The following is a 19,158-nucleotide window of genomic DNA, read 5'->3' as shown; positions in this document are numbered from 1 at the left end:
CGGAGGTTACTCACAGCTCGAACAGTCCTGCGGCTCCCATGCCGCCGCCGACGCACATGGACACGACGACGTACCGCGCTCCGCGCCGCCGCCCCTCGAGCAAGGCGTGGCCCACCATCCGGGCGCCGCTCATGCCGTAGGGATGGCCGACCGCGATCGCGCCGCCGTTGACGTTGTACCGCTCGGGGTCGATGCCGAGCTGGTCACGGCAGTACAGCGCCTGCGACGCGAACGCCTCGTTCAGCTCCCACAGGTCGATGTCGTCGATACGGAGCCCGTGCTGGCGCAACAGGCGCGGGATCGCGAAGACCGGTCCGATGCCCATCTCGTCGGGCTCGCATCCGGCGACGGCCATGCCACGGTAGGCGCCGAGGGGCTCGAGACCGCGGCGGCTCGCCTCGGCGGCCTCCATCAGTACGACGGCAGCGGCGCCGTCCGACAGTTGGGAGGCATTGCCAGCGGTGATCGTCGCCGCGTGGCCGGGGCGGTCGGCGAGCACCGGTCGGAGTCCGGCCAGGCCGTCGAGCGTGGTCGTCGGGCGGTTGCCCTCGTCGAGGGCGAGGCCGTCGAAGGGTGCGATCTCGCCGGCGAAGAGCCCGGCGTCCTGGGCTGCGGCGGTACGACGCTGCGACTCGAGGGCGTACTCGTCCTGGGCGTCGCGCCCGACGTCGTACCGCTGGGCGACGTTCTCGGCCGTGTCGAGCATGCTGACGTAGACGTCGTGCCCGCGGTCCACGAGCCAGGGGTCCTGGGCGCGGTAGGAGTTGCGGTGCTCGTTCTGGACGAGCGAGATCGACTCGACGCCACCGCCGACCGCGACCTGCATGCCGTCGGCGACGACCTGCTTGGCCGCGGTGGCGATCGCCATCAGGCCGGAGGCGCACTGCCGATCGATGCTCATGCCGGGAACGCTGGTCGGCAGCCCTGCGCGTAGTGCGGCCTGGCGAGCCACGTTGTACCCGGACGTGCCCTCCTGCATTGCGCAGCCGAGCACGACGTCCTCGACCTCGCTGCTCTCGACGGACGCACGAGCGAGCGCGGCGCCGATCGCATGGGCGGCGAGCTCGGGTGCGGGGATCTCGTTGAACCGACCCCGGTAGGCCTTGCCGATGGGGGTCCGAGCGGTGGAGACGATGACGGCCTCGCGCATGGGGCCACCTCCTTCATCTGGTGGAGTGGTCTGGGTGTGCAGTGAACTTTACATCAGCGTTGACTTTTTGTCGTGACCGTTGAATCATGGGGGAGTCGAAAGGAACCCCATGAACCATGTACGCATCGGCCTCGTCGTGCCGAGCTCCAATGTCACGGTCGAGACCGAGATGCCCGCGATCCTGGGGCGCCACCCGGAGGCCGACTTCTCGTTCCACGCCAGCCGGATGCGGATGGCGAAGGTCTCGCCCGAGCAGCTCGCGGCGATGAACGCCCAGCGCGAGCGCTGCATCCTCGAGCTCGGGGACGCGTCGCCCGACGTGATCCTGTATGCCTGCCTGGTCGCCCTGATGGCGGTCGGTCCCGGCGAGCACCAGCGGGTCGAGGGTCACGTCGCCGAGCAGCTCGCCACCGGAGGTGCCGAGGCGCGGGTGCGCTCCAGTGCCGGTGCGCTCGTGGAGGGCCTGCAGGCACTCTCCGCACGGCGGATCGCCCTCGTGACGCCGTACATGCGACCGCTCGCGGAAAAGGTCGTGGCCTACCTCGAAGCCGAGGGCTTCGAGGTCACCGACTGGCGCGCGCTCGAGGTCGAGGACAACCGCGAGGTCGGCTGCATCCCCGGCGACCGTGTCATGGACGCCGCTCGCAGCCTCGACCTGACCGGTGTCGACGCCCTGGTCATCTCGGCCTGCGTGCAGATGCCGTCACTGCCGCTCGTGGAGGCCGCCGAGCAGGAGCTCGGCGTGCCCGTGCTGTCGGCCGCGACCGCCGGTGCCTACAGCATCCTGCGCGCGGCCGGCCTGTCCGTCGACATCCCCGGAGCCGGCTCCCTGCTGCGGGCCGACAGCCTCCAGCCCACAGCCTGAACCTCCCATCGCTCCGCGAAAGGAATCCGATGAGCTCGCTCTCCGACCAGCACCTGGTCCGCGGCGTCGACCACGCCGCCTTCCCGACCTTCGACCCCGTCGGCACCGTGCGGTTCTACCGCGACACCCTCGGGTTCCCCGTCGTGCACTCCATCTGCGCCGCCGGCTGGGGACCCGAGGACCACCCCGACTTCATCCACTTCTTCTTCGACATCGGCAACGACGACCGGATCGCCTTCTTCTACTACTTCGGGCTTCCGAAGCCCGAGGTCGCGAAGGGCGACGTCTACGCGCAGTTCGGCGAGGAGACGCCCGACTGGTTCGTCCGCTCCCGCCATCTCGCGATCCACGTGGACGGCGAGGACCACCTCATGGAGTACCGGCGGCGGCTCGACGCGAGCCAGTGGCCCGTGGAGATGCAGATCCAGCACGAGACCATCGAGTCGATCTACACCCACGACCCCAACGGCTACATGGTCGAGATCACCCGCGCCCTGCGCCCGGTCACCCCGCAGGAGGACCTCGACGCCAACCTGACGATCGACGCCCTCGTCGACATCGCCCAGCGCCCCGGCCACGGCATGGACGACCTGCTCGTGCGCAAGGCCGAGCTGATCGTCGAGCGTGCCGGGGCCTGGCAGGCCGAGCAGGAGGTGCCGCGATGACCCACCGCCTGTTCATGCTCGACGTACCCGAGAACACCCAGATCGCCGCTGTTGCGGCCGAGGCGCCCGACGTGACCGTCGACCGCCTCGGGCCGTACTTCGTGATCGCGTCCGACAAGCCGGTGGTCATCGACCGCCGGGCGTCGGGTGCGCGGCACGCGGTCTGGTACAGCTGCGTCGGTGGCCTGGAGGGCTGCCGGATCGTGCAGTGGGACAAGGACGCGCTGCGCCTGGAGCAACGATGACCGAGACCGCCAGCCGGCTCGGCGCTGGTCGCTACGTCGACTCGATCGACTCGCCCGACGGCGTGACCACCTCGGTGCACGAGCTCACGACGGTGGACGACGCGAAGGTCACCGGCGTCCTGCGGGTGCCCGCGGGCGCTCGCACCGTCGTCACCGTCATGCATCCCCGCCAGGACGTCACGTACCACTCGCTGGTGCCCTACTTCCTCGGGGCCGGGTACGCCGTGTGGACCCAGGGCTCGCGGTCGCCGAACAACGACCTCACCCTGATCCACGAGCAGGCGATCATCGACTTCGCCGCCGGCCATGCGTTCCTGCGATCGGCAGGCTTCGACCACGTGGTGTCGCTCGGTCACTCGGGAGGCGGAACGCTGGCCGCGTTCTACTGCCAGCAGGCCAGCCTCTCCCCGCCGGAGCGTCTGGCGACGGCTCCGTCGGGCCGTCCGGTCGCCCTCCGCGACGCGGAGATGCCGCTCCCCGACGGCGTGGTGTTCCTCGCGCCGCACCCCGGACAGGGCGCCCTGCTGCGCCGGGTGATCGACCCGTCGGTCGTCGACGAGGGCGATCCGTTGTCGGTCGACCCGGGGCTCGACCCGTTCGACGCCCGCAACGGCTACCGGCCCGCCCCCGAACCCACCCGGTACGACGAGGAGTTCGTCGCGCGGTACCGGGCTGCCCAGGCCGAGCGGCTCCGCCGCATCGACGACGTCGCGCGCGGCCACGTCGCCGAGGCCCAGGCCGCGAACGGCTCGTTCAAGCAGGACGGCGATCCCGCCGACCGTCGGCGCGCCCTGGCGCCCCGGCTCATCACGGTCTACCGGACCGACGCCGACCTGCGGAACGTCGACCTCACGCTCGACCCCAACGAGCGCCCGTACGGCTCGCTCTTCGGACGACGCCCCGACCTGACCAACTACGGCCTGGTCGGGTTCGGCCGGCTGAGCACGGCCGAGGCCTGGCTCTCGACGTGGTCGGCCAACACAACCAACGCCGACTTCGTGCGCTGTGCCCCGGGGGTCTCCGTCCCCACGTTCCTGCTGGAGTTCACGGGCGACCAGGCGTCGTACCCGGTCGACATCGCCGCGATGGGTGACGCCCTCGCCGCCGACGACCTGACCGTCGGCGCCGTGGCGGGCACGCACTTCGGCGGCCCGATCCGCCCTGGCGCGCCGACCGGCACCTCGCTGGCGGCGACCCGCATCGAGGAGTGGATCGACGCGCGGTTCTGACCGCGACGAGAAGCGCTGAGGCCCGGTCTCCTGAAAGGAGACCGGGCCTCAGCGCTTCTGCGTGCGGGCGTCAGGCGGACGCCGGCATCGGGACGACGAGGTCGATGCGACCGCTCGCCAGCGCGGCGACGGCGAACTCGACCAACGGCGCCGGCACCGTCGCGGCCACGACGACCCCGGCCTCGCGGCGCAGGCGCTCCCCGAGGTCGAACATCGTGAGCACTGCTCCCAGGTCGTCGGCGGAGCGCAGCAGGACGCTCCTCGAAGCGTCGCCGGACTGAGCGGTCGCCTGCTTCACCTGCACGTCGCCGTCGCCTCCCCACGGGTCGTGGACGTCGACCGTCAGGTCGACGTGGCTGCCGAGCTGCTCCAGCGTCACCGACCTTGCAGGCCAGGTCTGGTCGTCCCGGAGGAGAGGACGCGACAGGATCCAGTCCGTGCGGTCCTCCTCCGGCACCTCGGAGACCGCGCAGCCCGCGTAGTGGGCAAGGCCGCGGCGGACGACGTCGCCGGCCAGGGCGGCGAACCGGTCGACGCTGACCTTGCCCGCCCGTGTCATGTAGGCGATCAACAGCTGGTCGACGGGCACGTCGAGCCGGTCGGGGAACGTGTCCCACCAGCGCATGCTGCGACGGGCGGTCTCCTGCAGGTGCTCGACCGCGGGCCGGCGTACGGCTTCGTAGCGTGCAAGCGCAGTCTCCAGGTCGGGTGCCTCCGCGAGGGCGGCGTCCAGGGCGATCCCGTCCTCCATCGCGAGCTTCGTGCCCGAACCGATGGAGTAGTGCGCGGTGTGTGCGGCGTCGCCGAGCAGCACGACGTTGTCGTGGTGCCAGCGGGCGCAACGGATCGTCCGGAACTGCAGCCAACGCGTGCGGTTGCCGACGAGGGGGTGGCCCTGGAGCTCGGCGGCGAACGCCTGGCTGAGGTAGGCCAGCGACTCCACGTCCGACTCGTCGTACGGCGTGCGAGCAGTGGTCGCGTCGAAGCCAGCCCGTCGCCAGGTCTCCTCGTCGGTCTCGATGAGGAAGGTGCTCCGGTCGGGGGCATACGGGTAGGCGTGGGCCACGAACGTGCCGTGCTCGGTCTCCACGGGCAGGAAGGAAGCCGTGGGCAGGGCGAAGTCGGTCCCGCACCAGAGATAGAGCGAGTCGTGCGTGTCGATGGTCGCGCCGAAGGTGTCGGCGGACGCCTCGCGCGTCGCGCTGCTGACGCCGTCGGACGCGATCACGAGTTCCGCGTCGAGCTCGTCGGCGGTGACCCGGGTGCCGTAGTGCAGGCGGACCCCGGCGTCCTCGGCGTGCTGGCGCAGGACGTCGAGCAGGGTTGAGCGACCGATGGCGATCAGGTTGTCGACGGGCAGCAGAACCCGCTCGCCGCGGACCTCCATCGCCATCTCGTGCTGGAAGGAGCGCTCGACGATCGCTGCCAGGCTCGCCGGGTCGGCGGCCTCGAGGTTGCGCTGGGTCTTGGTGGCCAGACCGACGCCGAACCCGAAGGTCTGGTCGGGCGGGCTCTGCTCGTAGAGGTCCACCGCGCAGTCGGGGTGGCGCAGCTTGAGGAGGCGGGCGACGTAGAGGCCGCCCGGGCCTCCGCCCAGGACGGCTACGGAACGCAGTTCCACGATGATGCCTTTCCGGCCGACGACATGTCCTTTCACGATAAGCCGCGGTCGACATGGCCGTCAAGAAGTTGACGCATGCGTAGGACTTGCTTACCTTGGAGAATGTGCCGACGGTCACGGGGCCGTCGCGGCGAGCGCCGAAGGGCAGGCGAATGGGCAGCATCGACTGGAGCGGACGGGTCGTCCCGTTCCCGCAGGAGCTTGTGTCGGCGTACCGCGCGGAGGGGCTCTGGGGGACACTCCCGATCGCGGCCGAGTTCCGTGCCGTCGCCGAGAGGCACCCCGCCCGCGACGCGGTCGTCACTGCCGAAGGACGACTGACCTTCGCCGAGCTGGACGAGCAGGCCGATCGTGTGGCGGCAGGGCTCGCCCGCCTGGGGCTCGAGCCGGGGGAGCGGGTGCTCTTCCAGGTCACCAACCGACTGCTCGCCGTCGTCGCCTGGTACGGCGTCCTCAAGGCCGGACTGATCCCGGTCTGCACGCTGGCTGTGCACCGTGCCCACGAGATCGGCGACATCGCCGAGCGGACCGACGCGAGCGCCCACCTCGTGGAGGCCGGCACCAAGGGGTTCGACCTGGTCTCCTTCGCCGAGGGCCAGCAGGCCGCGCGCCCGGCGCTGCGACACCTGCTGACCCTGGGTGCCTCACCCGACCAGGCGGGCGTCCGTATCGAGGACCTCGGGCAGGATCTCGATGCCGCGACCGCACGCCACACGGTCGACGCGATCCAGCGCGCCATCGACCCCGACGAGGTCGCCGTCTTCCAGCTCTCCGGCGGCACGACGGGCGTTCCCAAGGTGATCCCGCGCCTGCACGCGGAGTACTGGTACAACGCCCGCGCCTACGCCGCCGCGTGGGGTTGGGACGAGAACACCCGCAACGGTCACCTGATCCCGCTGATCCACAACGCCGGCATCGTCTGCGGCCTCCACGGACCGCACAGCGTCGGCGGCACCCTGATCCTCACCTCGCCGGACCTGACCGAGGCGCTCCCACTGCTCGCGGACTCGGGCGTGACCGACGTACTCCTCGGGCACGGGCACTACAACGCGATCCGGTCGCCGGAGTTCGCCGCCCTGGCGCCTACGTTGCGCAGGGTGGTGCTGTCCGGTGCGAAGGTGCCGCTGCCGATCTTCGAGCGGATCGAGGAGCTCGGGATGTGGAGCGGGCAGCTCTTCGGCATGGGCGAGGGCTTCTTCGCCGTGACGCCGCTCGACGCGCCTCGGGAGGCCCGGCTGACCACGGTCGGGACCGGCATCTCGCCGGCCGACACCTTCGCCGTCCTGGCTCCCGGGACCGACGACGAGGTCGCCGACGGTGAGGTCGGCGAGCTCTGCTGTGCCGGCCCCTACACCCTTCACGGCTACTTCGACGCCGCCGATCACAACCGCGCGGCGTTCTCGTCGACCGGCTTCTTCCGCACCGGCGACCTCGTCTCCGTCCAGACCTACGGCGGCGCGCGCTACCTCTCGGTCGAGGGCCGCCTGAAGGACGTCATCAACCGCGGCGGCGAGAAGATCAACGCCGAGGAGGTCGAGGTCCTCCTGCTCCGACACCCCGACATCGTCAGCGCCGCCGTCGTCGCGATGCCCGACGAGAGGCTAGGAGAGCGGTCCTGCGCCTACCTCGTCGGCCGTGGAGGCCCGCTCGCCTTGGTAGAGATCCAGGCGCACCTCGACGGACTGGGAGTCGCGAAGTTCAAGTGGCCCGAGCGACTCGAGTGGATCGAGGAGCTGCCGAAGACGGCTGTCGGCAAGGTCGATAAGAAGCGCCTGCACGCGGAGATCGCCGCCCGGGTGGAGATCGAGCGCGGAAGGCCGGCCTAGGCCCCGGTGCGGATTAGTGGTCGGCACCCTCGGTCGCCGACGAAGCTCGCTACGTCCTCGATGCTCGCACTTGTCTACTCAGAGAAGCGCGCCCTTCAGATCTCCGATTGCACTCCGGCGAGGAGTTGGCGGGCCATCACGATCCGCTGCACCTGGTTGGTGCCCTCGTAGATCTGGGTGATCTTGGCGTCGCGCATCATCCGCTCGACCGGGTAGTCGCGGGTGTAGCCGTAGCCGCCGAGGACCTGCACGGCGTTGGTCGTGACCTCCATGGCGACGTCGGAGGCGAAGCACTTGGCCGCGGCACCGAAGAAGGTGAGGTCGCTGTCGCCGCGCTCGGAGCGGCCCGCGGCGGCGTACGTCAGCTGGCGGGCGGCCTCGACCTTCATGCCCATGTCGGCGAGCAGGAACTGCAGGCCCTGGAAGTCGGCGATGGCCTTGCCGAACTGCTGGCGCTCCTGGGCATAGCCGAGGGCGTAGTCGAGCGCGCCCTGGGCGACACCGACGGCCTGGGCCGCGATCGTGATGCGGGTGTGGTCGAGGGTCTTCATGGCGTACTCGAAGCCCTTGCCCTCCTCGCCGATGATGCGGTCGGCGGGGATGCGGACGTTGTCGAAGTAGACCTCGCGGGTCGGGGAGCCCTTGATGCCGAGCTTCTTCTCCGGGGCACCGAAGGAGACACCCTCGTCGGACTTCTCGACGACGAAGGCGGAGATGCCCTTCGTCCGGGCGTCGGGGTCGGTGGTGGCGAGGACCGTGTAGAACTCCGACTCCCCCGCGTTGGAGATCCAGCGCTTGGTGCCGTTGAGGATCCAGGCGTCGCCGTCGCGGACGGCGCGGGTCTTCTGGTTGGCGGCGTCGGAGCCGGCGTCGGGCTCGGACAGGCAGTACGAGAAGCCGCCCTCGCCCGCCGCGAGCTTGGTGAGGTACTTCGCCTTGATCTGCTCGCCGCCGCCGATCATCACCGGCAGTGAGCCGAGCTTGTTGACCGCGGGGATCAGCGAGGCCGAGACGTCGGCCCGGGCGACCTCCTCGATCACGATCACGGTCGCGAGCGCGTCGGCACCGGCGCCGCCGTACTGCTCCGGGACGTGCGGGGCGTGGAAGTCGGCGGCCAGCAGGGCGTCGTGCGCCTCCTGCGGGTAGCGCGCCTCCTCGTCGACCTCGGCCGCGAACGGGGCGACCTTCGCGTCACAGACGGCGCGGACGGCCTCACGGATGGCCTGGTGCTCCTCGGAGAGGGCGTACATCGGGTAGTCGTTGTCCATCCCGGTCACTTCCCGTTAGAGGTGTAGAAGCCACGGCCGGTCTTGCGGCCGAGCAGACCTGCATCGACCATCCGATTGAGCAGCGGCGGCGCGGTGTAGAGCGGCTCCTTGAACTCGTCGTACAGCGAGTCCGCGATCGCCTTGACTGTGTCGAGGCCGATCAGATCGGCCAGTGCGAGCGGGCCCTGGGGGTGGGCGGCGCCGAGGACGAGGCCGTGGTCAATGTCCTCGGCCGTCGCGAACCCGGACTCCAGCATCCGAATGGCCGAGAGGATGAACGGGATCAGCAGGGCGTTGACGACGAAGCCGGCGCGGTCCTGGCAGTCGATGGCGGTCTTGCCGAGGTCGTCCTGCACGAAGGCGCGGGCGCGCTCGGTGGTGGCGGGGTCGGTCATCAGGGACGGGACGAGCTCGACCAGTTTGAGTACCGGTACGGGGTTGAAAAAGTGCACCCCGAGCACGTGGGTCGGGCGCTGGGTGACCACCGCGAGTTTCATGATCGGGATGGAGGAGGTGTTGGAGGCCAGGATTGCGTCCGGGCTGTTGACGATCTCGTCCAGGCGTCGGAACAGTTCGGTCTTTGCCCTCTCTTCCTCGACGATTGCCTCCACCACGAGATCGCGGTCGGCGAGTGCCGTGAGGTCGTTGACCACCCGGATTCGAGCGAGTACGGCGTCCACGGACTTGATCTTGCCGCGGCTCTCGGCGCGCTTGAGGGAGCCCTCGAGGCGCTGGCGAGCCGCCTCGACGGCGTCGGTCGAGGACTCGACGACGATGACGTCCTTGCCTGCGCGGGCGTTGACCTCGGCGATACCCGAGCCCATCAGGCCTCCGCCGACCACGCCTACCTTTTCAATCATGATGCTCCCTTCGATACTGCAGATGGTACTGAGTACCATATATTAGGAACTCAATACCATGGAAGTGGCTTTGAGTACTGATGCCCCCTATCTCTGCCTCCGCGCGCGAACGCCTCATGGCCGCGGCGCTTGCGCTGTTCAGCACACGCGGGTTCGACGCGACCACCGTCGATGACATCGCTGAGCGGGCCGGTGTCGAACGGACCACCTTCTTCCGCGCTTTCGCCTCCAAAGAGGCGGTGATCTCCCCCGACCATGACGCCGTGTTGGCAAGCATTGAGGCACGACTCGCGGCGTCCTCGCCGTCCACGCGGATGATTGCTGTCGCTGATGCCGCCCATCTCGTTCTGGACCACAATCGCGGCGAGGGCGACTTCGCGCGGTTCCGCTATCGCCTGACCAGCATCGTGCCCGCGCTGCGCGCACGCTCGGTGGCTCAGCGCACGTTCGCTCGGTTCCTCGGCGCCTGGTGGGCCGACGAGACCGACGGCCCGCTCCGTGCCGAGCTCACCGCCGCGGCTGTGGTCACCGAGGCCGAGTTCGACTATGCGGTCGCCCTCGCCCCGGCGATGCGCGAGAGCGACGTGGCCGTCGTCGTCCTCGGCGGCTCACCCGCCAACGAGACGCTGGCCGCACGGGTACGCCGATCGCTCAACGGCACCTGACCTTCCCGCAGGGCCTCTCAGAAATCGATCTTGAGAGCTCGCATCCGGGCGTACAGCGTGGTCCGGCTGATCCCGAGGTCCTTCGCCGCATGGGCCTTGTTGCCGTCGTGCTCCGTGAGGGCGTCGATGATTGCCGCCCGCTCGGCTCGCTCCCGGCGGGCGAGGTGCCGGGCCCGGATGGTCGTCCGATAGTGCTCGGGTAGGTCCTGCACGGTGACGTCGCCGCTGCTCCGCCTCTTCAGCACCTCGGCCATCACGGCACGCAACTCGTGTAGGTTGCCGGGCCAAGGCCGGGCGGCGAGAGTCTCGATCACGCTGGGGATCAGACGGACGTTGGCCGCCGGGTCGAGGTCGCGGACCAAGCGCATGGCTAGTGTGCCGATCTCGCTCGCGCGCTCCTGCAAGCCGGCCAACTCGCGCTTGTCGATGACGATCGAGGCCAGCGCCAAGTGCGGCCCCGACAACCCCCGCACCGGAGCCGATGTCAATATCAGCCGGCGTCCGGCCGCGACCGCGTCAACGACGAGCGGTACCAGCGCGGGCGGCAGCAGATCGATGTTCTCCAAGCACGTCGGTACATCGCGGGCCAGTGCCGTGCGCAGGGACGCGGTCCAGGCCTGCTCCCCGAGGGTCGTCGCGTCTGTGCAGTCGAGGTGGACCGCGTCGGGCGCTAGCTTGCGGGCCTCCGTGCTCCGGCCGGCCCCGGACGGGCCGTGGATCAGCACCGGACCTGACATGCCGGGCACCTGACCAGCGTCCCGAGCGGGCGGGGTCGCTGAATGTCGCCGCTGTTCGGCCGGGATGAACCGGAAAAGGGTGCCGGTGCCGGCCCCCGACACCCGCGACAGGTGGACGTCCACCTCGAGCCCGGAGGACAGGTGCACCCGGGTGCGGTGCTCCGAGGCCCGGTCGAGCTCGTCGGCGAGCAGCCGCATTGAAGCGTAGTCGCTGGGGGAGAGCAGGTCGACGGCCGCCTTGTTGGTCAGCACGACGTCCTCGCCCAGGGCGGCGACCGCCCGGCTGCGGAGCCAGGGCTCGGCCTGGAAGGCCGCCATCAGGACCCGCTCGGACGTCTTGGACAGGTCGACCAGCCGCAACTCGATCTCCTCGACAGCGCGCACCAGGAACGGAGCCAGCAGCGGGTTGGCGTCCCTGGCCTGGCAACTGATGTCGAGTACACCCTCTACGCGTCGCGTCACCGGACTGATGATCGGATGCCCGTAGCAGGAGTATGGTTTGAACGGCTCGATGAAGTGTTCCTCGCCGTAGACGGCGATCCCACGGCGAATCTCCAGGGTGGTGCCGATCGCGTTGGTGCCGATCACGTCCTCCGCGCCCGTGACACCCGGTCGGATGCCCAGGTCATCGAGCACGTTCTCCAGCCTGCGGTCGGCGAACCAGCGGTAGACGATGTGCCCGTCCCGGTCCGCTAGGAGGAGGTTGTACCGGGTGTCGAGCAGCGTGTCGGCCAGTTTCTCCAGCACCGGAGCGGCCGCCCGGAGCAGCCGACTGGAGGGGTCGAACTCCACGCCCACGTCGTCCAGACGCAGCCCTGCCGGCGCGACCCCGCTGAGCACCGACCGAGCCCACGACGAGGCGATCTCCGGACGCTCATGTGATGTGGCGGTCACCACATCACGCTATCGCATGTCGTGGAGGTCAACGCCCGGCTTTCTCGACCCCGAAGGCCACGGTCGCGGTGAGTCCGCCGTCGGCGGGTGCGAGGACCTCGTAGCGGGTGGGGCTGTCAACCCACTCTCCGTTGATGAACATGTTGTAGTGCGGCGTGCCGTTGACGACTTCCTCCTGTGGTCGGCAGGCGGTGGGGATGGTTGCGCAGAACAGGACCGTAGGAGCGCGTGACGCGGTTCGACTGTTCAGTTTCTAGACAGTGCCAGCCGTAGTCCTGCTCGTACGGTCGTGACCCGCAACACAGGGTTGGCAACTACCTGCCCCTGTGCCGACCAAGGCGGGTGGGCCGACCTCATCCGTCAATCACGCCCGAGGAGTAGTCGCATGTACGAATTGATCAAGGGCCTGCCGTCGACGCACGGCGACGACTACCCGCTCAACACCACCACCTTGATCCGGCACGCCGCGCGGACCTCCCCGGAGCAGGAGATCGCTTACCGCACCGCGGACGGTGGTTGGGACCGTTACACCTACCGCGACGCGTACGAGCGGATCGTCCGGTCGGCCAACGTCCTGCGCGGTCTGGGCGTGGCGCCCGGCGACGTGGTCGGCGTCATCGACTGGAACAGTCGCCGGTTCTTCGAGCTCTACTGGTCCATCCCTGGCATCGCGGCGGTAATGCTGCAGATGAACCTGCGGCTGGGCCAGGAGGACCTCGGTTTCGTGATGAGGCACAGCAACACCAGCTGGGTGCTCGTCGACGAGAGCCTGCTCAGCGTCGCCGAAGGGCTCGCGGCCGAGAATCCCGACGTCCGGTGGATCGTGATGAGCGATCGGCCGCTGAGCGAGATCGAGACCACGCTGCCGAACCCGCTGCACTACGAGGACCTGCTTGCGGTGGCCAACAGGGAGATCGACTGGCCGATGATCGAGGAGTCGTCGGCGTACAGCGCTTGCTACACGACCGGCACGACCGGCCGACCCAAGGGTGTCTACTACTCCCATCGCGGTATCTACCTGCACACCCTGACGATGGTCGCCGAACTGGGCATGAGCGCCCACGACTCGGTGCTGCTCCTGACGCCGATGTTCCACGGCTCGTGCTGGGGACTGCCTCAGGCGGCAGTCCAGGCCAGGGCAAAGGTCGTGCTGCCCGGGCGGTATGCCGCTGACAACCTGGGCCCGATCGTGGACGCGATGATCGCCGAGGGCGTGACGGTGGGCAACGGTGCGCCGGCGATCTTCGGGCCGATGCTCGACTACATTCGCACCCTGGAGATCAGGCCGGACCTGAGCAGGGCGCGCTTCCTCAGCGGCGCCACCGAGCCGCCGCTGAGCATGATGCGCGGGTACGCCGAGCTCACCGGCGCCGACATCATCCACGCCTACGGCGCCACCGAGACCACGCCGCTGGTGACCGTCAACCGCGGCATCAAGCCGTCGCTGACCGACCGGCCCGAGGAGGAGCGGTGGGACCGCAAGCGCTGCCAGGGCGTGATGGTCACCGGCGTCGACATCCGACTCGTCGACGCCGAGGACAACGACCTTCCTTTCGACGGGGCCGCCCAGGGTGAGTTGCTGCTTCGCGGACCGTGGATCACGTCGTCGTACCACTCGCTCAACGAGCCGGAGCGCTTCCTCGACGGCTACTGGCGCTCAGGCGACGTAGCGACGATCGACGAGTACGGCTACGTCAAGGTCGTCGATCGGATCAAGGACGTGATCAAGTCGGGTGGCGAGTGGATCTCCTCGATCGACATGGAGAACGCGCTGACCTCGCACCCGCGGGTCCGGGAGGCTGCGATCATCGGGGTCGCGCACCCGAAGTGGCAGGAGCGTCCGCTGGCGCTCATCGTCACCACCGACGGGGTGGAGGTGCCGCTTGCCGAGCTGCACGAGCTGCTGGCGCCGGCCTTCGCGAAGTGGCAGCTGCCCGAGCGGGCGCTCTTCCTCGACTCCCTGGACCGCACCAGTGTCGGCAAGCTCGACAAGAAGGTGATGCGCGCCAAGTTCGCCGACACCTACGGCGGCGCCTGAGCACCGGCAACGAGCTCAGCTCCACCAACGGCGGCCGCCGGCTGCCGTAGCACCCTGCGGTCCCGGGCCGTCAGGTCTGACGTCTGAGCGCACTGCGCCGCTCACCTCGCCCCTTCAGGAGAAGTACATGGCAGACCTCGCCGTGACCGACATCGGAGTCAAGTTCGGTGGGCTCGTCGCGCTCGAGAGCGTTTCCTTTGCCGCCCCGCGCGGCACGGTGACCGGCGTCATCGGGCCCAACGGGGCCGGCAAGACGACGCTCTTCAACGTCATGAGCGGATTCGTCAAACCCACCAGCGGATCCATCACATGGCGTGGCCAACCATTCCATCCCCGTCCCGACCAGTTGGTGCGCGAGGGCATCTCCCGAACCCTCCAGGGCGTCGGGTTGTTCGCTCGCTTGACGGCTGTCGAGAACGTCATGGTCGGCGCGGCTTCAAGCCGTCAGACCGGGCTCGGCTCGGCGCTGCTTGCGTTGCCGGGCGGGGATCGGGCGGATCGAAAGCTGCGCGGCGAAGCACTCGCCTTGATGGAGCGACTCGGGGTGGCTGACGTCGCGGACCGCTGTGCGGGCGATCTTCCCTACCCGATCCAGAAGCGGGTCGCGATGGCGCGGGCCTTGATCAGCCGACCTCGGCTGCTGCTGCTGGACGAGCCCGCGGGCGGCTTGGGGGCAGAGGACTTGGAGCCACTCGTTCAACTCATCAAAGGTCTTCCGGCCGATGCCGACCGTCCCTGCTCGGTCGTGCTGGTCGAGCACCACATGGACCTCGTCATGCGTGTGTGCGACCAGGTCGTCGTCCTGGACTTCGGGAGGTGCGTCGCGGCAGGAACGCCCGCCGAGGTGCAGGCCTCCCCAGAGGTCGCCGCTGCCTATCTCGGGGTGGTGCCGGAATGAACGCGATGCTTCAGATCACCGGCCTCCGCGCGGGGTACGGCCAACTCCCCGTGCTGCACGACATCGCCCTCGACATCGCTCCCAGCACCATCACCGCGGTTCTCGGCGCCAACGGCGCCGGCAAGACGACATTGCTCAAGGCGTTGTCCGGCGTGTTGCCTCCCACCGAGGGGCGAGTGACGTTCCTGGGCGAGGACATCACGCGGGTTCCGGTAGAGCATCGAGTGCAGCGGGGGCTCAGTCACGTGCCCGAGGGCGGGGGAGTGATCCGCGAGCTCACGGTGCGGGAGAATCTCCGTCTCGGCGGGCTGTGGCGGACCGGCGCATCTGCGGTCCAGACCACTCAGACGGCCATCGACGAGGTCCTGGATCTCTTTCCCCGGCTTGCGGAGCGCATCTCCTTCCACGGCCACCAGCTCTCCGGCGGAGAACGTCAGATGCTCGCCCTTGGCCGAGCGCTCGTCGCCCGACCGAAGCTCCTCCTTCTCGACGAGCCTTCACTCGGGTTGGCGCCGAGCATCGTCGCCCAGCTCATGGCGTTGCTGGGCGACCTGCGTGAGTCACAGGGCCTCACGGTCTTCCTCGTCGAGCAGAACGTTCACAGCGCGCTGGGGGTCGCCGACGAAGGCGTGGTGCTGTCCCTCGGCAGCGTGGTGGCGCGGGGACCGGCCCGTGAACTCCAAGCCGACGTCGCCCTCCGACATGCCTATCTCGGCTTCTAGAACGCAGGAACAGTGATGGAACGCTTCATACTCTTCACCGTCAACGGACTCACGCTCGGCGCGATCTATGCGTCGATGGCGCTCGCCCTGGTCATCATCTGGCGCTCCACTCGGGTTCTCAACTTCGCCCAGGGTGCCCAAGCGGCGGCGTCGGCGTACATCGCCTGGTCTGTCACCGACGTGACCGGCTCCTTCTGGCTGGGCCTCGCCGCCGCGCTGGTCGGCGGCGCGGTGCTCGGGGTGCTCGTCCAGCAGACGGTGTTTCGCAGGGCGGAGTCGATGCCGCCGCTCAACAGCGCCGTGGTCGGCGTCGGGCTTCTCATCCTGATCGAAGCCGCTCTCGGCATGCTGTTCGCCGTCGACGAGACCCGCACGATCGGCTCAGCCTTCAGCACGAAGTCCTACCAGGCAGGATCACTCCCCTTGGTCTCGCCGCAGGATCTCTTCGTGGTGGGGGCGGTGACGTTGACCGTGGTCACCCTCGGCCTTCTCTTGGCCCGCACGGCAGTGGGCCTGCGGATGCGGGCCGCCGCCTTCGCGCCCCAGACCGCCCGTCTGATGGGTGTCCAGGTGCCGTTGATGTTGAGTCTCGGTTGGGCTCTGGCCGGCGTCGCTGGCGGTTTGGCGGCCATGCTCTACACGCCCACGGCCACCGAACTGGTTCCGACGGTTCTGGACGGCCTGCTCGTGCTCGGCTTCACCGCCGCGATCGTGGGTGGCCTGGACAGTCTCGTCGGCGCCGTCACCGGCGGCCTGGCCTGTGGCCTCGCCCTCTCGTACACCAGCGGATACAGCCAGCCCGACCTTCTTCTTCCCGTTGCGTTCCTCCTGCTCATCGGTGTGCTGCTGGCGCGTCCGCAAGGCCTGTTCAGCAGCTCCCGCACCCGAAAGGTCTGAGATGTCGACCATGCGCCATGACGACACAACCACGACTGAACATCCGGTGCTCGGCTCCCCCGCGCGCCGACTCCTGACGCACTCCGCTGTGCGCAACGGGCTAGCGGCTGCGACTGTGACCGCAGTGGGACTGCTCGCGGTCTACACGGTCGACGACTTCACCGTCGGCAGCGTCGCGATGCTGACTGCGTATGCCTGCGTTGCGATGGGGTTGACCGTGCTGATCGGCGGCAACGGTCAGATCTCTCTCGGTCATGCGGCCCTGATGGCGGTCGGGGCTTACACCATGGCCCTGTTCCTGGAGCCGAGGACGACGGCACTGCGCGAGGTCCCGGTCCTCTCCGTCGCCCTCGCTCTGGTGTTGGCCGTCCTCGTCACGCTGTGTGTCGGCCTGTTGATCGGTCTGGCCGCGGCGCGGCTGCGCGGCCCGTATCTCGCCGGTGCGACGCTCTCGTTCGGCGTCGCTGTTCCGGGCCTGGTGACCTATTTCGACCATTGGTTCAACGGTGAGCAGGGACTCCCGGTGCCGCCGCCCGACATGCCGACCGCATTGGACAACGCGCTGTGGTTGCCGGACCGCTTCGTTGCCCTGATCGGCGTCGTCGCCGTCGGCGTGACCTTCTTCGTCCTGGCGAACGTCAAGCGGTCGGCTGTCGGTCGACACTGGGCCGCGGTACGCGACGACGAGATCGCCGCGCAGTTGTGCGGCCTGTCCATCCCGCGGGAGCAGGTAACGGCGTTTGCCGTCAGCGCCGCGACCGCCGGTCTGGGAGGTGCTGTCCTGGCGCTCTTCCTCCAAGGAGTCAACCCGCACTCCTTCGACCTCAGGCTCTCCTTGGGCGTCCTCGCCGCAGTCGTCATCGGCGGCCTGGGAAGCCTTCGAGGAGCGATCTGGGGCAGCGCGCTCGTCGTCTTTCTGCAGAAGGTGCTCGCCGATATGGACGTCGACGAGAACCTCCCGTCGGCGTCCTACGGCCTCCTGCTGATTGTCGTGATGCTTGCCGCGCCCGGCGGCATCCAGGGGCTGCTCTCCCGCCTGGGGGACCGCTTGCCTCGCCGTTCCACCCACCACCAAGGAGACAACTGATGAATCGCACACTTCGCTCGAGGGCTTCGCGAGCCTGGGCGCGGACTGCAACCGGGATTGCCACCACCGTAACCATCGCGGTCACGACGACCGCGTGCGGGGGCGCGGGCGGCGGCAGCGAGTCGGCGCCGGGCGTTACCGGCGACACGATCAAGATCGGCTCGACGCAGCCGCTGACGGGTCCGGTCGCGCCCGGTTACGCCAAGATGAGCAAGGCGATGGCCGCGTACTTCAACTACGTCAACGACAACGGTGGTGTCCACGGTCGGTCGATCGACTTCGTCGTCGAGGACGACGGCTACAACCCGACGAAGACCGCGGAGAAGACGCGCAAGCTGGTCCTCAAGGACAAGGTGTTCGCCCTGGTCGGCGCGTTCGGCACGGCGCCGCACACGGCGGTGCTCGACTTCATCCGCCAGAACAAGGTGCCGGACCTGTTCCCGTCGTCGGGCAGCGTGTCCTGGAACCAGCCGGACATTTACCCCGACACGTTCGGGTGGCAGACGGATTACATCCGCGAGGGCAAGGTGTTGGCGTCGTACGTCAAGGAGAACTTCGCCGGCAAGACCGTATGCGCCTTCGGGCAGGGCGACGACCTCGGCGCCGACGGCGTGAAGGGCGTCGAGACGGTTCTGGGCAAGGACGGGCTCAAGGCCTCGGAGGCCTACACGGCGACGAACCCGGATGTGAAGGCGCAGATCGGCAAGTTGCAGGCCTCCGGCTGCGAGGTCGTCGTCAGCTTCAGCAGCCCGGGGTTCACCGCGCTGGCCCTGGGTACCTCGGCCAAGCTCGGCTTCAAGGCGCAGTGGGTCGTCGTCTCCATCGGCTCCGACCCGGTCGGGCTGACTGGGTACCTCAAGGATGATGCAGCCGCACTGACGAACGGACTCATCTCCAGCACCTTCCTCCCTCTGCCGACCGACGCGGACAACAGTTGGATCAAGCTGTTCACCACGATCAACAACGAGTACAACGAGGAGCAGGGTCTCGACTCGATCGTCCTGTACGGCTACGCCTTGGCCTACTCGGCCGTCGAGGCGCTTCAAGCCGCGGGGAAGGATCTGACCCGAGAGGGCCTGCTGAAGGTCCTTGGCTCGGGTGACCTCGTCGGCCCTGGCTTGACCCCGTTCGCGTTCTCGGCTGACGACCACTCGGGCTTCATCGGCACCGCGATGACGCGGATCACGGACCTGAAGGCTGAGATCATCAGTCCGGTCTACGTCACCGACGACGGGGACGGCCCGGTCGAGAAGTACGACGGCGTGGCGCCCCAGGCGCCAAAGGGCGGGATCTCCAAGTGATGGTGTTGACGGCCGTGACCGGTCGCTGACTGATCCGACGGGCGCCGTCGCGGGACCACCCGCGGCGGCGCCCGTCCAGGTTCCGGCAGCCCTGCCACCGATGGGTGTGACGCACAGCGGGTCGGCCAACGCGGGATCTGGGGGTCAGCGCTGGCCGACCCGCTGTGATCCACAGCCGCGAAATCTGTCA

At 68.8% G+C, this 19,158-nt stretch carries 17 protein-coding genes; 12 read left to right on the top strand and 5 right to left on the bottom strand.

Going from position 1 to position 19,158, the window contains the following annotated elements:
- Window positions 1-10: 10 nt before the first annotated feature.
- Window positions 11-1,150 (bottom strand): acetyl-CoA C-acyltransferase, encoded by a 1,140-nt coding sequence (locus C7S10_RS12005; protein ID WP_108344656.1) that lies wholly within the window; start codon window positions 1,148-1,150, stop codon window positions 11-13.
- A 109-nt stretch (window positions 1,151-1,259) separates the two neighbouring features.
- On the opposite strand from C7S10_RS12005, the gene C7S10_RS12000 reads away from it, so the two are divergent.
- Genes C7S10_RS12000 through C7S10_RS11985 form a run of 4 tightly spaced genes read left to right on the top strand, consistent with a single transcriptional unit; the run spans window position 1,260 to window position 4,154 of the window.
- Window positions 1,260-2,015 (top strand): maleate cis-trans isomerase family protein, encoded by a 756-nt coding sequence (locus tag C7S10_RS12000; RefSeq protein ID WP_108344655.1) that lies wholly within the window; start codon window positions 1,260-1,262, stop codon window positions 2,013-2,015.
- A gap of 29 nt (window positions 2,016-2,044) precedes the next feature.
- Window positions 2,045-2,680 carry a VOC family protein gene (locus C7S10_RS11995; RefSeq protein ID WP_108344654.1) on the top strand — a complete coding sequence of 212 codons (636 nt, stop codon included), beginning with the start codon at window positions 2,045-2,047 and terminating at the stop codon, window positions 2,678-2,680.
- Window positions 2,677-2,925 carry a hypothetical protein gene (locus tag C7S10_RS11990; protein ID WP_108344653.1) on the top strand — a complete coding sequence of 83 codons (249 nt, stop codon included), beginning with the start codon at window positions 2,677-2,679 and terminating at the stop codon, window positions 2,923-2,925. Before C7S10_RS11995 ends, C7S10_RS11990 begins: the two co-directional genes overlap by 4 nt.
- Window positions 2,922-4,154, top strand: coding sequence for an alpha/beta fold hydrolase (locus C7S10_RS11985; RefSeq protein ID WP_108344652.1), 1,233 nt, complete (start codon window positions 2,922-2,924; stop codon window positions 4,152-4,154). Before C7S10_RS11990 ends, C7S10_RS11985 begins: the two co-directional genes overlap by 4 nt.
- 70 nt (window positions 4,155-4,224) lie before the next feature.
- Here the strand turns inward: C7S10_RS11985 and C7S10_RS11980 are convergent, their stop codons facing one another.
- Window positions 4,225-5,775 carry an FAD-dependent monooxygenase gene (locus tag C7S10_RS11980; RefSeq protein ID WP_108344651.1) on the bottom strand — a complete coding sequence of 517 codons (1,551 nt, stop codon included), beginning with the start codon at window positions 5,773-5,775 and terminating at the stop codon, window positions 4,225-4,227.
- Window positions 5,776-5,927: 152 nt separating this feature from the next.
- Here C7S10_RS11980 and C7S10_RS11975 point away from each other — a divergent pair, with 152 nt between their 5' ends.
- Window positions 5,928-7,601 (top strand): (2,3-dihydroxybenzoyl)adenylate synthase, encoded by a 1,674-nt coding sequence (locus tag C7S10_RS11975; protein ID WP_108344650.1) that lies wholly within the window; start codon window positions 5,928-5,930, stop codon window positions 7,599-7,601.
- A gap of 95 nt (window positions 7,602-7,696) precedes the next feature.
- Here C7S10_RS11975 and C7S10_RS11970 read toward each other — a convergent pair whose 3' ends face one another.
- Window positions 7,697-8,869, bottom strand: coding sequence for an acyl-CoA dehydrogenase family protein (locus tag C7S10_RS11970; RefSeq protein ID WP_108344649.1), 1,173 nt, complete (start codon window positions 8,867-8,869; stop codon window positions 7,697-7,699).
- A gap of 5 nt (window positions 8,870-8,874) precedes the next feature.
- The gene (locus C7S10_RS11965) at window positions 8,875-9,768 is read right to left on the bottom strand and encodes a 3-hydroxybutyryl-CoA dehydrogenase (protein WP_243395330.1); all 894 of its coding nucleotides are present in this window, start codon (window positions 9,766-9,768) and stop codon (window positions 8,875-8,877) included.
- Between the two features lie 77 nt (window positions 9,769-9,845).
- On the opposite strand from C7S10_RS11965, the gene C7S10_RS11960 reads away from it, so the two are divergent.
- Window positions 9,846-10,394: a TetR family transcriptional regulator gene (locus C7S10_RS11960; protein ID WP_207769349.1), complete on the top strand. Its 549-nt coding sequence runs from the start codon at window positions 9,846-9,848 to the stop codon at window positions 10,392-10,394.
- Window positions 10,395-10,411: 17 nt separating this feature from the next.
- On the opposite strand, the gene C7S10_RS22995 is transcribed toward C7S10_RS11960, so the two are convergent.
- Window positions 10,412-12,025, bottom strand: coding sequence for a sigma-54-dependent Fis family transcriptional regulator (locus C7S10_RS22995; RefSeq protein WP_133176502.1), 1,614 nt, complete (start codon window positions 12,023-12,025; stop codon window positions 10,412-10,414).
- A 385-nt stretch (window positions 12,026-12,410) separates the two neighbouring features.
- On the opposite strand from C7S10_RS22995, the gene C7S10_RS11950 reads away from it, so the two are divergent.
- The 6 genes from C7S10_RS11950 to C7S10_RS11925 all read left to right on the top strand — a co-directional run bounded on the left by C7S10_RS11950 (window position 12,411) and on the right by C7S10_RS11925 (window position 18,968).
- A complete protein-coding gene (locus tag C7S10_RS11950) occupies window positions 12,411-14,063 on the top strand; it encodes a long-chain-fatty-acid--CoA ligase (protein WP_108344645.1) in 1,653 nt (550 codons plus the stop codon).
- A 127-nt stretch (window positions 14,064-14,190) separates the two neighbouring features.
- Complete coding sequence (locus C7S10_RS11945) at window positions 14,191-14,961, top strand: ABC transporter ATP-binding protein (RefSeq protein ID WP_108344644.1); 771 nt, start codon at window positions 14,191-14,193, stop codon at window positions 14,959-14,961.
- Between the two features lie 5 nt (window positions 14,962-14,966).
- On the top strand, window positions 14,967-15,683 hold the full coding sequence (locus C7S10_RS11940) for an ABC transporter ATP-binding protein (protein ID WP_207769348.1): 717 nt from the start codon (window positions 14,967-14,969) through the stop codon (window positions 15,681-15,683).
- 15 nt (window positions 15,684-15,698) lie between these two features.
- Window positions 15,699-16,580: a branched-chain amino acid ABC transporter permease gene (locus tag C7S10_RS11935; protein ID WP_108344642.1), complete on the top strand. Its 882-nt coding sequence runs from the start codon at window positions 15,699-15,701 to the stop codon at window positions 16,578-16,580.
- 124 nt (window positions 16,581-16,704) lie between these two features.
- Window positions 16,705-17,667: a branched-chain amino acid ABC transporter permease gene (locus tag C7S10_RS11930; RefSeq protein ID WP_165807129.1), complete on the top strand. Its 963-nt coding sequence runs from the start codon at window positions 16,705-16,707 to the stop codon at window positions 17,665-17,667.
- The gene (locus C7S10_RS11925; protein WP_108344640.1) at window positions 17,667-18,968 is read left to right on the top strand and encodes an ABC transporter substrate-binding protein; all 1,302 of its coding nucleotides are present in this window, start codon (window positions 17,667-17,669) and stop codon (window positions 18,966-18,968) included. The genes C7S10_RS11930 and C7S10_RS11925 overlap by 1 nt, the downstream gene beginning before the upstream one ends.
- The last annotated feature ends 190 nt before the right edge of the window (window positions 18,969-19,158 follow it).

The organism is Nocardioides currus (assembly GCF_003057875.1).
Taxonomy (GTDB): domain Bacteria; phylum Actinomycetota; class Actinomycetes; order Propionibacteriales; family Nocardioidaceae; genus Nocardioides; species Nocardioides currus.
Note: the sequence above shows the minus strand (reverse complement) of the source record. Positions and strands in the feature narration are given on the sequence as shown.

What these genes read in the sequence shown, in the direction of transcription:
- C7S10_RS12005 (WP_108344656.1), bottom strand. Translation starts at nt 1,150, where the DNA reads ATGCGCGAGGCCGTCATCGTCTCCACCGCTCGGACCCCCATCGGCAAG.
- C7S10_RS11935 (WP_108344642.1), top strand. Translation starts at nt 15,699, where the DNA reads ATGGAACGCTTCATACTCTTCACCGTCAACGGACTCACGCTCGGCGCG.
- C7S10_RS11990 (WP_108344653.1), top strand. Translation starts at nt 2,677, where the DNA reads ATGACCCACCGCCTGTTCATGCTCGACGTACCCGAGAACACCCAGATC.
- C7S10_RS12000 (WP_108344655.1), top strand. Translation starts at nt 1,260, where the DNA reads ATGAACCATGTACGCATCGGCCTCGTCGTGCCGAGCTCCAATGTCACG.
- C7S10_RS11995 (WP_108344654.1), top strand. Translation starts at nt 2,045, where the DNA reads ATGAGCTCGCTCTCCGACCAGCACCTGGTCCGCGGCGTCGACCACGCC.
- C7S10_RS11985 (WP_108344652.1), top strand. Translation starts at nt 2,922, where the DNA reads ATGACCGAGACCGCCAGCCGGCTCGGCGCTGGTCGCTACGTCGACTCG.
- C7S10_RS11945 (WP_108344644.1), top strand. Translation starts at nt 14,191, where the DNA reads ATGGCAGACCTCGCCGTGACCGACATCGGAGTCAAGTTCGGTGGGCTC.
- C7S10_RS11970 (WP_108344649.1), bottom strand. Translation starts at nt 8,869, where the DNA reads ATGGACAACGACTACCCGATGTACGCCCTCTCCGAGGAGCACCAGGCC.
- C7S10_RS11940 (WP_207769348.1), top strand. Translation starts at nt 14,967, where the DNA reads ATGCTTCAGATCACCGGCCTCCGCGCGGGGTACGGCCAACTCCCCGTG.
- C7S10_RS11975 (WP_108344650.1), top strand. Translation starts at nt 5,928, where the DNA reads ATGGGCAGCATCGACTGGAGCGGACGGGTCGTCCCGTTCCCGCAGGAG.
- C7S10_RS11960 (WP_207769349.1), top strand. Translation starts at nt 9,846, where the DNA reads ATGGCCGCGGCGCTTGCGCTGTTCAGCACACGCGGGTTCGACGCGACC.
- C7S10_RS11965 (WP_243395330.1), bottom strand. Translation starts at nt 9,768, where the DNA reads ATGGTACTCAGTACCATCTGCAGTATCGAAGGGAGCATCATGATTGAA.
- C7S10_RS11925 (WP_108344640.1), top strand. Translation starts at nt 17,667, where the DNA reads ATGAATCGCACACTTCGCTCGAGGGCTTCGCGAGCCTGGGCGCGGACT.
- C7S10_RS11950 (WP_108344645.1), top strand. Translation starts at nt 12,411, where the DNA reads ATGTACGAATTGATCAAGGGCCTGCCGTCGACGCACGGCGACGACTAC.